Annotated in this window: 16 protein-coding genes and 1 tRNA gene; 12 read left to right on the forward strand and 5 right to left on the reverse strand. The window is 63.3% G+C overall.

Going from position 1 to position 16,198, the window contains the following annotated elements; genetic code table 11:
* Nucleotides 1–400 precede the first annotated feature (400 nt).
* On the forward strand, nt 401–1,453 hold the full coding sequence (locus MAFF_RS12935) for a threonine aldolase family protein (protein WP_010911364.1): 1,053 nt from the start codon (nt 401–403) through the stop codon (nt 1,451–1,453).
* 81 nt (nt 1,454–1,534) lie between these two features.
* Here MAFF_RS12935 and MAFF_RS12940 read toward each other — a convergent pair whose 3' ends face one another.
* Complete coding sequence (locus tag MAFF_RS12940; protein WP_010911365.1) at nt 1,535–2,002, reverse strand: Hsp20 family protein; 468 nt, start codon at nt 2,000–2,002, stop codon at nt 1,535–1,537.
* Between the two features lie 480 nt (nt 2,003–2,482).
* On the opposite strand from MAFF_RS12940, the gene MAFF_RS12945 reads away from it, so the two are divergent.
* The 4 genes from MAFF_RS12945 (at nt 2,483) to MAFF_RS12960 (ending at nt 4,958) form a co-directional block, all read left to right on the forward strand.
* The gene (locus tag MAFF_RS12945) at nt 2,483–3,460 is read left to right on the forward strand and encodes an alpha/beta fold hydrolase (RefSeq protein ID WP_010911366.1); all 978 of its coding nucleotides are present in this window, start codon (nt 2,483–2,485) and stop codon (nt 3,458–3,460) included.
* A 154-nt stretch (nt 3,461–3,614) separates the two neighbouring features.
* Complete coding sequence (locus MAFF_RS40015; protein ID WP_164987199.1) at nt 3,615–3,770, forward strand: hypothetical protein; 156 nt, start codon at nt 3,615–3,617, stop codon at nt 3,768–3,770.
* 3 nt (nt 3,771–3,773) lie between these two features.
* Nucleotides 3,774–4,019, forward strand: coding sequence for a DUF1127 domain-containing protein (locus tag MAFF_RS12955; protein ID WP_010911368.1), 246 nt, complete (start codon nt 3,774–3,776; stop codon nt 4,017–4,019).
* Nucleotides 4,020–4,127: 108 nt separating this feature from the next.
* The gene (locus tag MAFF_RS12960; protein WP_044550871.1) at nt 4,128–4,958 is read left to right on the forward strand and encodes a helix-turn-helix transcriptional regulator; all 831 of its coding nucleotides are present in this window, start codon (nt 4,128–4,130) and stop codon (nt 4,956–4,958) included.
* Between the two features lie 29 nt (nt 4,959–4,987).
* Here the strand turns inward: MAFF_RS12960 and hisN are convergent, their stop codons facing one another.
* Both hisN and MAFF_RS12970 read right to left on the reverse strand, forming a co-directional pair.
* On the reverse strand, nt 4,988–5,761 hold the full coding sequence (hisN, locus tag MAFF_RS12965; protein WP_044548309.1) for a histidinol-phosphatase: 774 nt from the start codon (nt 5,759–5,761) through the stop codon (nt 4,988–4,990).
* 314 nt (nt 5,762–6,075) lie between these two features.
* The gene (locus tag MAFF_RS12970) at nt 6,076–7,017 is read right to left on the reverse strand and encodes an N-formylglutamate amidohydrolase (protein ID WP_010911371.1); all 942 of its coding nucleotides are present in this window, start codon (nt 7,015–7,017) and stop codon (nt 6,076–6,078) included.
* Nucleotides 7,018–7,180: 163 nt separating this feature from the next.
* On the opposite strand from MAFF_RS12970, the gene cpdR reads away from it, so the two are divergent.
* Together cpdR and MAFF_RS12980 are read left to right on the forward strand one after the other, a co-directional pair.
* Nucleotides 7,181–7,543, forward strand: a complete 363-nt coding sequence (gene cpdR / locus MAFF_RS12975) for a cell cycle two-component system response regulator CpdR (RefSeq protein WP_010911372.1) — start codon at nt 7,181–7,183, stop codon at nt 7,541–7,543.
* A 220-nt stretch (nt 7,544–7,763) separates the two neighbouring features.
* A tRNA-Val gene (locus MAFF_RS12980) sits at nt 7,764–7,838 on the forward strand.
* Nucleotides 7,839–7,900: 62 nt separating this feature from the next.
* On the opposite strand, the gene MAFF_RS12985 is transcribed toward MAFF_RS12980, so the two are convergent.
* Nucleotides 7,901–8,698, reverse strand: a complete 798-nt coding sequence (locus tag MAFF_RS12985; RefSeq protein ID WP_044550874.1) for a M15 family metallopeptidase — start codon at nt 8,696–8,698, stop codon at nt 7,901–7,903.
* Between the two features lie 83 nt (nt 8,699–8,781).
* Complete coding sequence (locus tag MAFF_RS12990) at nt 8,782–9,942, reverse strand: dihydrodipicolinate synthase family protein (protein WP_010911374.1); 1,161 nt, start codon at nt 9,940–9,942, stop codon at nt 8,782–8,784.
* 241 nt (nt 9,943–10,183) lie between these two features.
* Here MAFF_RS12990 and MAFF_RS12995 point away from each other — a divergent pair, with 241 nt between their 5' ends.
* Genes MAFF_RS12995 through MAFF_RS13015 form a run of 5 tightly spaced genes read left to right on the forward strand, consistent with a single transcriptional unit; the run spans nt 10,184 to nt 16,147 of the window.
* Nucleotides 10,184–11,242 carry a LacI family DNA-binding transcriptional regulator gene (locus MAFF_RS12995; protein WP_010911375.1) on the forward strand — a complete coding sequence of 353 codons (1,059 nt, stop codon included), beginning with the start codon at nt 10,184–10,186 and terminating at the stop codon, nt 11,240–11,242.
* Nucleotides 11,239–12,255 (forward strand): Gfo/Idh/MocA family protein, encoded by a 1,017-nt coding sequence (locus MAFF_RS13000; RefSeq protein ID WP_010911376.1) that lies wholly within the window; start codon nt 11,239–11,241, stop codon nt 12,253–12,255. Before MAFF_RS12995 ends, MAFF_RS13000 begins: the two co-directional genes overlap by 4 nt.
* Nucleotides 12,252–13,853: an acyl CoA:acetate/3-ketoacid CoA transferase gene (locus MAFF_RS13005; protein WP_010911377.1), complete on the forward strand. Its 1,602-nt coding sequence runs from the start codon at nt 12,252–12,254 to the stop codon at nt 13,851–13,853. Before MAFF_RS13000 ends, MAFF_RS13005 begins: the two co-directional genes overlap by 4 nt.
* On the forward strand, nt 13,846–14,622 hold the full coding sequence (locus MAFF_RS13010) for an enoyl-CoA hydratase/isomerase family protein (protein ID WP_010911378.1): 777 nt from the start codon (nt 13,846–13,848) through the stop codon (nt 14,620–14,622). The genes MAFF_RS13005 and MAFF_RS13010 overlap by 8 nt, the downstream gene beginning before the upstream one ends.
* Nucleotides 14,623–14,635: 13 nt before the next feature.
* Nucleotides 14,636–16,147, forward strand: coding sequence for an aldehyde dehydrogenase family protein (locus MAFF_RS13015; RefSeq protein WP_044548310.1), 1,512 nt, complete (start codon nt 14,636–14,638; stop codon nt 16,145–16,147).
* The last annotated feature ends 51 nt before the right edge of the window (nt 16,148–16,198 follow it).

Consider the following 16,198-nt stretch of genomic DNA (forward strand, 5'->3'; position numbering starts at 1 on the left):
CCGAACCAGGCGGCTGTCCGCATGGTTCGCGTCTGGTATCGTACAGGCCAGAGTCTGGCCGTCCACCTGTCGCTCGCAGCAACAGCCGGAGAGGCCAATATGTTACGCCAATCCAGCCTGTTTTGTGCGACAAAATAAGACAGCACTACTGTCCTAAATTTTTATGGCAGAATTCCCCGACGCGCACAAGACCGATTCACAAAAAACTTGAGCGTTCCGCGACATAAAATTTCGTGAAGTTGAGAGAAAACGTAAGCTTCAGTCGCCGATCCCTGCCCTGTCGGCTTGGCTGGCTTTAACGGTTTTCCGGCGTCTGGCCCTTGCGGTTGGCGCATGAAACCGTTCAACTCCGGGCGGATTTTCCCCAAAACCCCGATCTTCCCCAGACATAGGCAGATGCATGTTCTTCGCTTCCGACAATTGGGCAGGCGCCCATCCCAATATCGTTGCCGGCCTGTCGGCCGCGGCCGGCGGCTTTGCCACCGCCTATGGCGACAGCGCGCTCGACCAGGCGGTCTACCAGCGCTTCAATGAGATTTTCGAACGCGAGGTCGCGGTGTTCTTCGTGGCGACCGGCACCGCCGCCAACTCGCTGTCACTGACCACCTTCAACAAGCCCGGCGGCATTTCCTTCGCCCACCGCGAATCGCATGTCATCGAAGACGAATGCGGCGCGCCGGAGTATTTTTCCGGCGGCGCGCGCTTGCATGCCGTCGACGGCGCACTGGGCAAGATCGACGCGCACAATCTGGAGCGGACCATTGGCCGCTTCGCGCCCGAAATCGTCCACTGGGGACGGCCAATGGCGGTTTCGATCACCCAGTCGACGGAGGTTGGCACCATCTACGGTCTCAACGAGATCGAGACGATTGCAGCTATCGCCAAACGGCATTCCGTGCCGCTGCACATGGATGGCGCCCGCTTTGCCAATGCGCTGGTGGCGCTCGACACGACGCCGGCCGAAATGACCTGGAAGCGCGGCGTCGACATCCTGTCCTTCGGCGGCACCAAGAATGGCTGCTGGTGCGCCGAGGCGATCGTGCTGTTCGATCTCGACCGCGCCAAGGAACTGGCCTTCCTGCGCAAGCGCGCCGCCCAGCTGTTTTCGAAGTCGCGCTTCGTCGCGGCGCAGTTCGAAGCCTATTTCAAGGACGGCCAATGGCTCGACACGGCGCGCCACGCCAACACCATGGCCGCCCGCCTCGCGGCGGCGATCGAGGATTCGGCCCACGCGAAGCTGGCCTGGCTGCCGCAGGCCAACGAGGTGTTCGCCGTGATCAAGAAGACCGAAGCCGCGAAATTGCAGGCGGCCGGCGCCGCCTTCTACGACTGGCACAAGCCGCACGGCTTTGACGGCCATATCGGAGAGGACGAACTGCTCTATCGTTTCGTCACCAGCTTCGCGACGTCAGCCGAGGAAGTCGACCGATTTGGCCAATTGATCGCTGGATAATCGGTCTCCGAACAACAAAAAAGCGGCGCCTTTCGGCGCCGCTTCTGTCTCGGGAGGAGACGCTTCTATTCCTGGGCTACATTACGCGGCGGTCTTGGCCTCGATCTGCTTGGCCTTGGCCGGAGCCGAGGTGATCGCGATCTTGCGCGGCTTCAGTTCCTCGGGAATGTTGCGCTTGAGGTCGACGAAGAGCAGGCCGTTCTTCAGCGTGGCGCCGACGACTTCAACGTGGTCGGCAAGCTGGAAGCGGCGCTCGAAGGCCCTGGAGGCAATGCCGCGATAGAGCAGCTCGGAGCCTTCACCGTTACCCTCGTCCTTGCGCTCACCCTTCACGGTCAGCACGTTGCGGTGGGCTTCGATCGAGATTTCCTCGTCCGAGAAGCCGGCTACCGCCATGGAGATCCGGTAGGAATCCTCACCGGTGCGCTCGATATTGTAGGGCGGATAGGTCTGCGCGCCATCGGGCTGCGCAAGCGAATCCAGCATGGTGAAGAGACGGTCGAAGCCGACGGTCGAACGGTAAAGCGGGGAAAAATCAACGTGACGCATGAGGTGTTCTCCTGTTGAGCAACATGGTTTGCGTATGGCCGGTGCGAAACCCGTAAGCGGCGTTTCGGCAGGACCAGCGGCCCCGACATTGGCGACCGCATTCCACATTTGGGGAGCGCTCGAATGCATTTCAAGATTTCGCCGGGTGGCAAAATCCGAGCCGACTGCCGCTTGATGAACGGCAGATGAACCGCCGCTTCGGCGCCCGTTCAGACAGCCGCCGCTAGAGTGACCTCAAGATCAAGGATTGGCGGCGCCGGACTTGCTGAGGCGCCGCAACGAGGCCGAACCGGGTGTTAACGTCCCTTCCTCCCGGATCGACAGAGGCCGGAAGCACGCCCTCGAGCGGCTTCCGGCCTTCCCCGTTGGGATCCCGGCACAACCCGGATTTGCTTTGCTTTTGATGCATTGGCGTCTATCACCTTGACGAGGCCAGCCGCGACAGGCTGGCACCTGAAGACGCCGAGCACAAAGCGCCGCATGACGGACCTTCTCCACGACACGCCGCTTTTCCATGAAACTGAGGGCAATCCGCGACCGGAAAACGCTACCGGCGGCTTTTTCATTACGCGCGACCGCAAGAAGATCCGCTATGGCCTCTTCGCGGCGGTGGCGCGCCCGATGCGGGGCACCGTGGTGCTCCTGTCCGGCCGCAACGAGTGCATCGAGAAATATTTCGAAACCATCCGCGACCTTGCCGCCCGCGGCTTTGGTGTCGCCACGCTCGATTGGCGCGGCCAGGGCGATTCCGACCGGCTGATCCGCGATCGCCAGCGCGGCTATGTCAGGTCCTTCCGCGACTACACGGCCGATCTGGAGCAGTTCTTCGAGGAGATCGTGCTGCCCGATTGCCGCGGGCCGTATTACATCCTCGCCCATTCAGCCGGAGCGGTGATCGCGCTGCTTGCCGCGCCGTCGATGGTGAACCGCGTGCGGCGCATGGTGCTGATCGCGCCATTCCTGACGTTGCCCGACCTGCCGGTCTCGATCCGAACGGTCCGCCGCGTCTGTTCGGTCTTCTGCGCTTTGGGGCTCGGCCGGCTCTATGCCGCCTGGGGTCCACGGCCCAGACACACGCTGCCGTTCGAGGCCAACAAGGTAACGTCGGATCCGCGGCGCTACCGCCGCAACACGCGCATCTACGAAGAGTATCCGCGAATGGCGCTTGGCGGTCCGACGATCCGCTGGCTGCAGGCGGCGGCGAAGGCGTCGGAAGCCATCAGCGACCCCGACTTCATGGCCCGCATACAGGTGCCTCTGCTGATCATCGCCGCCGGCGCCGACCGGGTCGTCTCGACCAGGGCGGTGGAAGCCTATGCCAGAAGCCTGAGGCTCGGTTCGCTGCTGATGATCGACGGCTCCAAGCACGAAATCCTGCAAGAGGTCGATCTCTACCGCGAACAATTCCTTGCCGCCTTCGACGCCTTCATCCCCGGCTCGGACGACCCGACGGCCTGACCGGCATCTCGGGCCGGATAGCTGACACACCGTTGTCAGGATGATCGGCCAGCCGCTCCCCGCGGCAGGCAAACCGCTAAAGATTCTGACAGCCCGCCCCCGCCCCGAAATGCTCATCTCAATGCGTCGAATTGAACGCCATGGAGATGAGATCATGACCGAGAAAACCTGCGCCGCCTGCGATTGCCAGCTGGATGCCAACCCGATCCGCGTCAAGGTCGGCGGCAAGACCGTCGAGGTCTGCTGCGAGGAATGCGCGACGGCGCTGAACGAGGCCGGCGCCTCGGCGGCCGGCGTGAGCGAGGATTGAGCCATGCGCACCGATCACGCAGTGGCGCAACGCCTGGCTGGCCAGGCTCCGGTGCCGCCAGTCCACACCGAAACCATCCTGCGAGCCTTGCACGCCCAATGCATCGCGGCGGCGAAATGGATCACCCGCCAGATGGAGAAGCGCCGAAGCCGGCTTGCCTTGCTGGAAATGACCGACGAACAGCTCAAGGACATCGGTCTGTCACGCGGCCAGGCCTATTCGGAATTCAGGCGCCGCTCATGGGATTGAGCAGCCCCAGGGAGAAAGTCTCCTGACAGGATTGGGCAGGCCGCTTGAGTAAAGTGCCCATCGCAATGCCGGAATCAGTTTCCGGCATCAGGGATGAGCGCAACGGCCATGTCGCAATTCAAGGTTCAGCTCCTTATGGACACCGGCACTGTCAGGGTGCGGGATGTCGTCTGCAGCGGCGAATGCCGTCATAGGAGCGATGAGGAGTGCACTGGGGCGACGCATCTGGTGTTTGCCTATCGTGGCGTCTTCGTGCGCCATGTCGGCCGCAATGATGCGGTCGCGGAAGCCAACCAGTTGCTGTTCTTCAATGAGGCCGAGGCCTACCAGATCAGCCACCCTGTCGAGGGTGGCGACGCCTGCCTCGACCTTGTCATCGAGGAAGGCCAATTGCGGGAACTGGCGCCGAAGGACCAGTTGCGCGCCGGTGGTGCCCTGGCGTTTCGCCGCCAGCGCCGGCGCATCGATCCGCGCGCGCAGGCGCTGGTGGCGCTGCTGCGCCACAGCCTGAGCCGCAATGTCGCCGAAACGCTGGAGGCCGAGACTTTGGCGCTGACGCTGGTGCGGCGCTCGCTCGGCGAGCGCACTTCGCACGTCGCAGGCGCCAGCCCCGGACGGCAAAAGCTGGTCGACCGCGCCAAGCTGGTGCTGGCGTCGGATCTGTCGCGGCGCTGGACGCTGGCCGAGATTGCCGCCGAGGTCGGCGTCTCGCCGGTCTATCTGACGCAAATATTCCAGCAGGTCGAGGCGATGCCGCTCTATCGCTATCATCTGCGGCTGCGGCTGGCGCGCGCGCTCGACCTGCTTGGCCGCTACGACAATCTGACCGCTTTGGGCATGGACCTCGGATTTTCCAGCCACAGCCATTTCAGCGCGTCGTTCAGACAGGTCTACGGACGCACGCCGGCGGAATTCCAGCGCTCGATCAGATCGCGCTGAAGCAACTGCTTCAAAGAAAGCGCGAGATATCAGCCGCGCAGGGCAGCCATGGCGGCCGCGTGAAGTTCCGGCGTCGCCGCCGCCAGCACATCGCCGCCCTTTTCCGCCGGTCCGCCATCGAAGGTGGTGACAACGCCGCCGGCCTTCTCGATGATCGGGATCAGCGCCACGATGTCGTAGGGTTTCAGGCCGGGATCGGCGACGATGTCGACGCTCCCTGAGGCGATCATGGCGAAGGCATAGCAATCGGCGCCATAGCGAGCGAGCTGGACCTGTTTCTCGAACGCGTCATAGCGCGTGCGCGCCTCGCCCTTGAACAGCGCCGGCGTGGTCGTGAACAGTGTCGCCTCATCGAGCCTTGTCGTCTTGCGGGTCGAAAGCTTGCGCGGACCGCCCGGCCCCTCATAGTGCGAGCCCGAGGCGTTGGCGTAGAACAGCTCGCCGGTGAAGGGCTGCGCCATCATGCCGGCGACCGCGTCGCCGTCGACCGTCAGTCCGACCAGCGTCCCCCACACCGGCAGGCCGGAGATGAAGGCGCGCGTGCCGTCGATTGGATCGATCACCCACACATGCCGGCTGGAGATGTTCTCGCTGCCGTGCTCCTCCCCGAGAATGCCATGGTCGGGATACTGCGCCGCTATCAGCGCCCGGATGGCACGTTCGGTCTCGCGGTCGGCTTCCGTGACCGGGTCGAAACTGCCCTTTTCCTTGTTGGCCACGGCCCCCTGGGCGCGAAAGCGCGGCAAGGTCTCGGCCGCTGCCGCCTGCGCGATGCGGCGCATGAAATCGATGCTGACGTCCAACTGATTCTCCCGCATTGCCGAGTGCCCAACCGGGCTCTGCCGACACTTTCCCGCCAAAACAAGCCTGTTTATCGATTTATTCGCCGCGACATTTGTTGCCCAAATGTCACATCAACGTCATGGAAACGCAATTTCCACATCACTCTGAATTAAAAAAGCCTGAAGGTCGCTTGACATTTGTGCACCGCACAATACCCTCGACCTCGGACAGGGTTTCCTGTCCATGCCCTCCTTGGGCGTTTCCTCCCTAGACTTCGACCGTATCGTGCAAACGATGCGGTCTTTTTTTACACCTGCACCTCGGGCCGGCTATTTCACTCCGCGGCCAGCGGCAGGTCGATGAAGTGATGGTCGGGCATCGCCATCAGATCCGCTGAAAATCGTGTCAGATCGTCGGCCAGTGCGTCGAACCCAGCGACTTTCTCGAACGTCCGCTCATTCATGTAGAGCCCGCGATTGACCTCGATCTGCAACGCATGCAGATGGCGCGCCGGGCGGCCATAGTGCTCGGTGATGAAGCCACCGGCATAGGGCTTGTTGTGGGCGACGGTATAGCCCATCGCGGTCAAGAGACCGATCGCCGTCTCGGTCAAGGCCGCGGTGGCCGAGATGCCGAAACGGTCGCCGATGATGAAGTCCGGCCGCAGGCCGTTGTCGCCGACGCGGATGCTTGCCGGCATCGAATGGCAGTCGATCAGCACGGCAAAGCCGAAGCGGGCATGGGTCCTGGTCAAAAGCCGCTTCAGCGTTTCATGATAGGGCTTGTAGACGGCCTCGATGCGGGCGACGGCTTCGGCGAGCGGCAGGCGGCCGGAATAGATGTCGAGCCCCTCGCCCACCAGCTTCGGCACGGTGCCAAGTCCGCCGGCCACCCGCGCCGAGCGGATGTTGCAGAAGGACGGCACCGGCTCGGCAAACATGCGCGGGTCGAGTTCCCACGGCTCTCGGTTGACGTCGAGATAGGCGCGCGGGAAATTCGCCGCCAGCATCGGCGCGCCAAGCGCCACGGCACCGCCGAACAGCTCATCGACGTAGCAATCCTCCGACCGGCGGATGGCGTTGCGGTCGAGCCTCGCCATGGCGAGGAAGCGTTCCGGATAGTAGCGACCGCTATGCGGTGAGTTGAACAGGAAGGGGACGCGCTGCTCGACGCCCGATCGGATTTCGAAAGGTTGAACGACCGAAAAATCCTCGGCTGCCGTCTTCAATTTGCACGAACCCGAAAACACCGATGCATCATCGTATGAAAGTGCCATCTTGCTGGCCGCATGTCCAGCATTTCGCCACGCGCGTCGCCTTGCCGAATACGGATAATGCTTCGCCGCGTTCACTTGATGTTTACCGTCACCTCCTCATATACAGGATGGTTAACGGGCTGCCTGGGCGGCAGTCTCGGGCGGGTGATTCGGACGGGATATCATGGCACGCATTCTTCTGGCGGAAGACGACGACGATATGCGTCGTTTCCTCGTCAAGGCGCTGGAACGCGCCGGCTACCAGGTCAGCGATTTCGACAATGGCGCCAGCGCCTATGAGCGGCTGCGCGAGGAGCCGTTCTCGCTGCTGTTGACCGACATCGTCATGCCGGAGATGGACGGCATCGAACTGGCGCGTCGCGCCACCGAGATCGATCCCGACCTCAAGGTCATGTTCATCACCGGTTTCGCCGCCGTTGCGCTGAACCCGGATTCCAAGGCGCCGAAAGACGCCAAGGTGCTGTCGAAGCCCTTTCACCTGCGCGATCTCGTCAACGAGGTCGAGAAGATGCTGCACGCGGCCTGAGCCGCCTTCCCGGCGAACGCATGTTGCGCGAAAGTGGCCCCGGTTTTGGGGGAACGACATGCATGAAAACAAAGATCTAGAGTGCGTCGCCTGAGTCCGTTTAGACGCGGCGCGCTTTAGCCATCGGCACTTGTTTGCCGGTGCGGCGAGACGACGCTTTCTTTCCTTTTTCTCGCTATTGACGCGCCGGACCAAAAATGGTGTATGCGCGACGTCGGATGGGCGTGTAGCTCAGCGGGAGAGCACTGCATTGACATTGCAGGGGTCACAGGTTCAATCCCTGTCACGCCCACCATCCAAACCAAACAATCGACACATTGCGCTGAAATTCCGTCGGTGAGGCATCCAAGGGGTCGGCTATCCCTGCTTCTTACTGTAGATCAGCAATTCAGGCCGATATTCGAAATGCATGGTGTCGTAGTGGTACCAGCGTCCGCCCCAGATAAAACCCTGCTTTTCAAACAGCGCGACGATCGACAAGGGTATGCGGTTCTTGAACGGGATCCGGCCCTTGGCGTCGGGCTTGCTCCAGAACCAATAGTCGGAATAACCGACATTGATGTCGAATGCGGCGCCGAAGGAATGGACGCTGAGTTGGTCCGTGCCGGCGATGGCCCGCCAGTTGAACCCGCCGCCCGGCTTGAGACCGTAGCGGCTTGTGTCGGCCGGCATGTCTTGCAAGGCATTCGAGATCTTAGCGAGGCGCGTATCGATATCGAAGAGTGAACTTACTCGAACCGGATACATGCCCAGTTTTGGCAGCCATTTGATGCTCGTTACGTGTTTGCCCACCGCTGCAGCACTGGCGCCATAAAGTTTCTTGAAAAAGGCCTCGTTGCGAACACGACCGGGATCGAAATCCACATCAGGGACAAGGTCGCCGGCACTGACCGTCGGATAGACGTAGTGGAACATGTCCTCGATATCGGGGGACTTGATCAGGTCCTCAGGCGTGCGTGCCTTGCCATCGTCCCACACCATCGTGGCACCATCCGACCACGTCAGCGTGTTGCCCGAGATGGTGAAAAGACCGGGATAGGCTTCGAGCAGGGCCGCCTTGGCCGCGGCCTGATCGACGCCGTCACCGCCTTGCGCAGCGGATACGGGAAATGCCGCCAGCAAACCCGCGAAAACGATGGAAATCCTCAGCTTCATCGACAGCGCGGCCTCCCGAAATCGCACGCGTGCGTTGTCAATCATAGACGAAAAGAGGACTATGGATCAGGCACGAGCCCAGATTATTGCGGGATACCCGCAACGGCGCAGAGACCCTTCATCCTGGCAACCGCCAAGTCCGGATCGGCCAGCAGGCCGGCCTGGTCGGCAAGGCGAAAGATTTCGGCATAGTGGCGGATACCGCGCGCCGACTGCATGCCGCCGACCATGGTGAAATGGTCCTGGTGGCCGTTCAGCCAGGCCATGAAGACGATGCCGGCCTTGTAATATTCGGTCGGCGCCTCGAAGATTTTTCGCGACAGCGGCACCGTCGGCGCCATCAGTGCGTCATAGCCGGCGCGGTCGCCCTCGGCGAGCCTTGCCAGGGCAGCGTTGGCGACCGGCGCGATGGCGTCGAAAATGCCAAGCAGCGCGTGCGAATGCCTGTTGCCGTCGCCGGCGATCAATTCGGGATAGTTGAAGTCGTCGCCGGTGAACATCACGACGCCGTCCGGCAGCCGGTTGCGCAACGCGACCTCCTTGCCGGCATCGAGCAGCGATATCTTTATGCCCTCGACCTTGTCTGCGTGGCGTTCGATGATGGCGACCACCGTATCGAGCGCTGTCTCGAAATCGCCGCTGCCCCAATAGCCCTTCAAGGCCGGGTCGAACATGTCCCCCAGCCAGTGCAGGATGACCTTGCCGCAGGCCTGGCTCAAGATGCGGTCATAGACGCGCGCATAATCGTCCGGACCCTTTGCGACGGCCGCCAATGCGCGGCTGGCCATCATGATCGCCTTGCCGCCCTGCCCTTCGATGAAAGCGAATTGCTCGTCATAGGCCGCGATCACATCGTCGAGCTTGGTGGCGGCGGCCGGCGCCAGATGGTCGGTTCCGGCGCCCGAGGCAAGATCGGCGCCTTCGACAGTGCGGGCCTCGGCGATCGACCGGCGGATCAATTCCTTCGCATTGGCCCAGTCGAAACCCATGCCGCGCTGCGACGTGTCCATCGCCTCGGCAATGCGGAAGCCGAGCCGCCACAAATGACGGCGGAACGCCATTGTCCTGTCCCAGTCGACCGCGGGCCGCGACCATGGATCGGTCATTTCGAGGGGATCGGCAACGACATGCGCGGCGGCATAGGCGATGCGCGAGAACCGCGCGCCGACCGCCGGCTGCACCGGCTGTCCGACCAGCGCGTAACGGGCGCTGCGGCCATTTTCACCAGGCAAGACAATATCCATCGACCTCTCCCCTTCGCAGCGCCTATAAATGGAACGTTCCAATAAATCAAGAACCTTTAAGATGCAGGGCGAGTTTGGCGGAAAATGCTGCGTTGCAGCACGGAAAGCCTTTCTAGGTGGGCCATTTGAGTACGAACAATCAGGTTTGCGGACTGAGAAAAATTCGCGGTTGACTCAGGATTGAACCAAGGATTAGAACGTTCCAATAGATTGGTTGGGAAAACTGGGAGGACGCATCGATATGGCCAGCCGGGCCAAGGCCACGATATTCGACATTGCCCGTGAGGCGGGCGTGTCCAAATCTACGGTATCGCTCGTGCTCCAGGGCAGCGGGCTGATCCGGCCTGAAACCGCGGTCAAGGTGCGCAAGGCGATCGAGGATGTCGGCTATGTCTACAACCGCGGCGCCGCCAATCTGCGCAAGGCCCATTCCAATGTCATCGGCATGGTCATCAACGACCTCACCAACCCGTTCTTCGCCGAGCTGGCGGTCGGCATGGAACGCGTCTTCCAGTCGGCCGGCATCGTGCCCTTCATCGCCAATACGGCGGAGAATCCGGTGCGCCAGGAAGAGGTGCTGAAGTCGCTGATGGAACAAGGCGTCGCCGGCCTCATCGTGTCACCGGCGCGCGGCACCACGCCAGGCGCTTTCCGGCGGCTGGAGTTGGCGGGCGTGCCGGTGGTCTTCGCCATGCGCCGCCTGCCTGAAAGCCGCATCCCTGTGATCGCGCCCGACAATCATCGCGGCGCCTATCTTGCCGCGGCTCATCTGATCGCCAAAGGACATCGCCGGCTCGCCTTCTTCGGCGGCACCTCGGATCTGGTGGTCTATCAGGAACGGCTGGGCGGCTTTCGCGAAGCCTGCGAGACGTTGGGCATCGCTGCCCGCGATGTGCTGGTCGTCGAGGGCGAAACCAACCGCAGAGGCGGCCTCGCTTGCCTGGAAACCGCCCTTACAATGGCTGAGCCTCCGACCGCGGCCCTCTGCTTCAACGATGCCGTCGCGTTTGGCGTGATGCTGGCGTTGCGCAAGCGTCGGCTTGAGCCGGGACCGGATTTCGCCGTCGTCGGCTTCGACGATGTGGTCGAGGCCGAACACTACATGCCGGCGCTGACCAGCGTCGCGGTGGATACAGCCGGCCTGGGCGAGCGCGCCGCCCACGTCATGCTCAAGCTGATCCAGTCGCGCACCACGCGGGCCGAAGACCATATCGGCGCGGTCAATCTCGTGGTCAGGGAAAGCTGCGGTCCGGATCTCCGCACGCGAAACAGGCTGGCGGGAACGGGAGGCGCCGCGTGAGTGTCAAATGGGGGCTGATCGGCGCCAGCACGATCGCCAGGCAATTCATGATCAACGCCATTCGCGCGCAAGAGGGGGGCGAGATCGCGGCGGTGATGAGTTCCAATCCGGAACGCGCCACGGCCTATGCCGGGGAAAACGGCATTCCGCTCGCTGTATCCTCTCTAGATGCCTTGCTGAACTCCGACATCGACGCCGTCTACATCTCGACCACCAACGAACTGCATCTCGAACAGGCGCTGGCCGCCATAGAGGCGGGAAAGCATGTGCTGTGCGAGAAGCCGCTGGCGCTGACCAGCGCCGACGCCCGCAAGATGGTCTCGGCAGCCAGGGCGGCCGGCATCGTGCTCGGCACCAATCATCATCTGCGCAACGCCGGCCCGCATCGCGCCATGCGTGACGCCATCGCAACGGGGCACATCGGCAAGCCGATCGCCGCGCGCGTCTTCCATGCCGTCTATCTGCCGGAGACCCTGCAGGGCTGGCGCATCACCAAACCGGAAGCGGGTGGCGGCGTGGTGCTCGACATCACCGTGCACGATGCCGACACGCTGCGCTTCGTGCTCAGCGACGATCCCGTCGAGGTTTCGGCCTTCACGCAATCGGCCGGCATGGCCGGCGGCGGGCTGGAAGACGGCGCCATGTGCATCTGGCGCTTCAAGTCGGGTCTCATCGCCCAGTCGCATGAAGGCTTCACCACCAAATTCGCCGGCACCGGCTTCGAGGTGCATGGTTCGGAAGGCTCGCTGATCGCCAGCGATGTGATGACCCAGAAACCGGACGGCTCGGTGCTGCTGCGTACGGCCAAGGGCGAGGAGCAGCTGAGCTTCGACCGCGAGGATCTCTACGTCAGATCGGTGCGTCAGTTCCATGCCGCGATCCTCGGCAAGGGCGAGGCCGCCGCCACCGGCGAGGACGGCATCTGGTCGCTGGCATCGGCCGAGGCGGCATTGCAATCGGCCAGTTCCGGCAAGGCCGTCAAGATCGACCCGAAACTCGGGAGCATGAAGTGAGCAAGGTCGTTTCAGCGGCACAGGCAGCCGGCCTGATCAAGGACGGCATGACGGTATCTGTCTCGTCGTCGAGCGGCCTTGGCTGTCCGGACGCGGTGCTGGCCGCCATCGGCGAACGTTTCGACATGGAAGGCCATCCCAAGAACATCACCACGATGCACCCGATCGCCGCCGGCGACATGTACGGCATCAAGGGCATCGATCATCTGGCCAAGCCGGGCCTGTTGAAGCGCACGCTGTGCGGTTCCTATCCGTCCGGCCCCTCCTCCGCCGAGCCGCCGCAGATCTGGAAGATGATCGGCGACAATTCGGTCGCCGCCTACAACGTGCCGTCCGGTATCCTGTTCGACATGCACCGCGAGGCCGCCGCCAAACGGCCGGGCGTGCTGACCAAGGTCGGTCTCGACACGTTTGCCGACCCGCGCCATCAGGGCTGCGCCATGAACGCGGCCGCCAGCGAGCCGATCGTCTCAGTGCAGCAGTTCGATGGCGAGGAATGGCTCTATTTCCGCTCGATCGTGCCTCACGTCTCGATCATCCGCGCCACCACATCAGACGAGCGCGGCAATCTCACCTATGAGCATGAGGGCGCCTATCTCGGCGGCCTCGAACAGGCGCTCGCCGCACGCAACAATGGCGGCATCGTCATCGCGCAGGTCAAGCGCGTCGTCGAGAACGGCACGCTGAAGCCGCATGATGTGCGTGTGCCGGGCGTGCTGGTCGACCATATCGTGGTGGCTCCCGACCAGTTGCAGACGACGCTGACGCCTTACGACCCGGCGATTTCGGGCGAGATCTTCCGGCCGCTGTCGACCTTCCGCAATGCCGAGATGAACGTGCAGAAGGTGATTGCGCGCCGCGTCGCCATGGAGCTGCGCGACGGCATGGCCGTCAACATCGGCTTCGGCATCTCGGCCAATGTGCCGCGCATCCTCCTGGAAGAAGGCCAGCACGGCAAGGTCACCTGGGTGATCGAACAGGGTGCCGTCGGCGGCGTGCCGCTGCTTGACTTCAAGTTCGGCTGCGCCTCCAACGCCGAGGCGATCATGCCCTCGCCGCACCAGTTCATCTATTTCCAGGCCGGCGGCTTCGACGCTTCGCTGCTGTCTTTCCTGCAGATCGACCGCCACGGCTCGGTCAACGTGTCGAAACTGTCGGCGCGGCCGCATGTCACCGCCGGCGCCGGCGGTTTTGTCGACATTACCGCGCGGGCGAAGAAGATCGTCTTCTCCGGCTTCTTCAATGCCGGGGCAAAACTCTCCCTGGCCGATGGCGGCATCCGCATCGACCAGGAAGGCAAGGTCAAGAAGGTGGTCAACGAGGTCGAGCACATCTCCTTCTCCGGCAAGCGCGCGGTCGCGCAGGGGCAGGACATCACCTATGTCACCGAGCGCTGCGTGATGAAGCTGACACCCGACGGGCTGATGGTGATGGAACTGGCGCCGGGCATCGACCTCGAGCGCGATGTGCTGGCGCAGGCCGAGATGCCGCTCGGTGTCGCCAACGACCTCAAGGTGACGCCGGCGGCGCTCTACCAGGATCGGCCGATCGGCCTGTCGCTCAATGGCGGCGCCTCGCTCGGAGGCGCGCATGGCTGAGCCTCTCGTCACCTTCGAAAGCGAGGGCGCCATCGGCATTGTCACCTTGCGCCGCCCGGAAAAGTTCAACGCGCTGGACATCCCGATGCTGCGCGCGCTCGAAGCCGCGCTCGACGAGGCGGAGCTGGCCGAAGGCGTACGCGCCGTGCTCTTGCGCGGCGAAGGCAAGGGCTTCTGCGCCGGTGGCGATGTCGAGGCCTGGGGCGCAATGAGCGCTGCCGACTTCCAGGTGCAATGGGTGCGCTACGGCCACCGCGTCTTCGACCGGCTGGCGCGGTTGCGGCAGCCGACCATCGCCGTGCTGTCCGGCCATGCACTGGGCGGCGGGCTGGAATTAGCCGTCGCCTGCGATTTCCGGGTCGCCGAGGCGCATGTGAAATTGGGCTTCCCCGAAACCTCGATCGGCGTCGTGCCGGGCTGGTCCGGCACGCAGCGCGCGGTGCGCCGCTTCGGTGCGCAGACCGTGCGGCGCATGGCGTTGGGTGGCGAGGTTTTTCTGGCTGCCGACGCGCTGGCTTTGGCTATCGTTGACCGCGTTGTCGAGACCGGCAGGGCGTTCGACGAAGCCAAGGCCTGGGGGGAAAAAATAGCCGAGCGCGGCCCGCTGGCGACGGAAGCGGCCAAGCTGATGATCGCGGTGGCCGAGGGCGAGGAAAGTGCGGCCGCTACCGAAGCGCTGGCCAGCGGCTTTATCGCGCTCACCGGCGACCTCAAGGCCGGTGTCGACGCCTTCAAGGCCAAGCAGATGCCGGTATTCTCAAGAAGCTAGAGAAACAGTCCCGATGAACGCACCCCTCAACATCGCCATGCCCGCCGAGGCCTCGGCAGCGCCGAAAAATTACCGGCTGCTGATCGACGGCAAGCATGTCGATGCCCGTGACGGCCGCACGATTGCGCGCAAGAGCCCCGGCCACGGCTTCACCGTCTCGCGCTATGCGCAGGCCGGCGAGGCCGAGGTCGAAGCGGCCGTGCAGGCCGCGCACAAAGCGTTCGAGACCGGACCATGGCCACGCATGAAGGCCGGCGAGCGTGCCGCGATCCTGTTCAGGGCGGCCGATCTGATTGAGGCGCGGCTGGAAGACATCGCCCGGCTCGATGCGCTGGAATCCGGCAAGCCGATCGCCCAGGCGCGCGGCGAGATCGGCGGCGCCGTCGACATCTGGCGCTACGGCGCCTCGCTCGCCCGCACGCTGCACGGCGAGAGCTACGCCAATCTCGGCGACGCGATGCTGGGCGTCGTTTTGCGCGAACCGATCGGCGTCGTCTCGATCATCACGCCGTGGAATTTCCCGTTCCTCATCGTCAGCCAGAAACTGCCTTTCGCGCTAGCCGCAGGCTGTACGGCGGTGGTCAAGCCGAGCGAAATGACTTCCGCCTCGACCTTCGTGCTGGGCGACATCCTGCTAGAGGCCGGCCTGCCCGCCGGCGTCGTCAACATCCTTGCCGGACTGGGCGCCGATGTCGGCGCGCCGATGGTCAGCCATCCCCTGGTCGAGATGGTCTCCTTCACCGGCTCTACCCGCGTCGGCAAGATGACAATGGCGTCCGCCGCGCAGTCGCTGAAGAAGGTCTCGATGGAACTTGGCGGCAAGAACGGCCAGATCGTCTTTCCCGATGCCGACCTCGAGGCTGCCGCCGACGCGGCGGTGTTCGGCGGTTTCTTCAATGCCGGCGAATGCTGCAATGCCGGCAGCCGACTGATCGTACACGAGGCGATCGCCGACGACTTTCTCAGCGCCGTCAAGGCGCTCACCGCCAGGGTGACGGTCGGCGACCCGCTCGACGATCAAACCAAGGTCGGCGCGATGATCTCGTCCGACCATCTGGCCAAGGTGACAGATTACGTCACGGCAGCGGCAGGCGAAGGCAGCAATGTCTATAGCGGCGGCAAGCAGCTGGCCTCGAATGCCGGCCAATATCTCGACCCCACCATCATTCGTGGCGTCACCGAGGACATGGCCATCGCACGCGAGGAAGTGTTCGGACCGGTGCTCTCCGTGCTCACTTTTGAATCGATTGAAAAGGCGTTGCACATCGCCAACAACACGCCCTATGGTCTGTCCGCAGGTGTGTGGAGCGCCAGCATCGACACTTGCATGTCGGTGGCGCGTGGGGTGCGTTCGGGAACGGTTTGGGTGAACACATTCATGGAAGGTTATCCCGAGCTGCCTTTCGGAGGCTACAAGCAGTCCGGTCTCGGACGCGAACTCGGCAAACGCGCTGTCGAGGACTATACCGAGGAAAAGACAATCCAGTTTCATCGCGGCCAGCGCACCGGATGGTGGGTCGGCTGAGTTGGGAAGAACCCGGTGGGCTTCCACCGGTCGTTTAATGCAACAAGGGAG

The sequence above is a fragment of the Mesorhizobium japonicum MAFF 303099 genome (assembly GCF_000009625.1).
Taxonomy (GTDB): domain Bacteria; phylum Pseudomonadota; class Alphaproteobacteria; order Rhizobiales; family Rhizobiaceae; genus Mesorhizobium; species Mesorhizobium japonicum.

Bases quoted from the DNA above. Each gene is read 5' to 3' on its own strand.
- MAFF_RS12935 (WP_010911364.1), top strand. From the start codon at position 401: ATGTTCTTCGCTTCCGACAATTGGGCAGGCGCCCATCCCAATATCGTT.
- MAFF_RS12940 (WP_010911365.1), bottom strand. From the start codon at position 2,002: ATGCGTCACGTTGATTTTTCCCCGCTTTACCGTTCGACCGTCGGCTTC.
- MAFF_RS12945 (WP_010911366.1), top strand. From the start codon at position 2,483: ATGACGGACCTTCTCCACGACACGCCGCTTTTCCATGAAACTGAGGGC.
- MAFF_RS40015 (WP_164987199.1), top strand. From the start codon at position 3,615: ATGACCGAGAAAACCTGCGCCGCCTGCGATTGCCAGCTGGATGCCAAC.
- MAFF_RS12955 (WP_010911368.1), top strand. From the start codon at position 3,774: ATGCGCACCGATCACGCAGTGGCGCAACGCCTGGCTGGCCAGGCTCCG.
- MAFF_RS12960 (WP_044550871.1), top strand. From the start codon at position 4,128: ATGTCGCAATTCAAGGTTCAGCTCCTTATGGACACCGGCACTGTCAGG.
- MAFF_RS12970 (WP_010911371.1), bottom strand. From the start codon at position 7,017: ATGGCACTTTCATACGATGATGCATCGGTGTTTTCGGGTTCGTGCAAA.
- cpdR (WP_010911372.1), top strand. From the start codon at position 7,181: ATGGCACGCATTCTTCTGGCGGAAGACGACGACGATATGCGTCGTTTC.
- MAFF_RS12985 (WP_044550874.1), bottom strand. From the start codon at position 8,698: ATGAAGCTGAGGATTTCCATCGTTTTCGCGGGTTTGCTGGCGGCATTT.
- MAFF_RS12990 (WP_010911374.1), bottom strand. From the start codon at position 9,942: ATGGATATTGTCTTGCCTGGTGAAAATGGCCGCAGCGCCCGTTACGCG.
- MAFF_RS12995 (WP_010911375.1), top strand. From the start codon at position 10,184: ATGGCCAGCCGGGCCAAGGCCACGATATTCGACATTGCCCGTGAGGCG.
- MAFF_RS13010 (WP_010911378.1), top strand. From the start codon at position 13,846: ATGGCTGAGCCTCTCGTCACCTTCGAAAGCGAGGGCGCCATCGGCATT.
- MAFF_RS13015 (WP_044548310.1), top strand. From the start codon at position 14,636: ATGAACGCACCCCTCAACATCGCCATGCCCGCCGAGGCCTCGGCAGCG.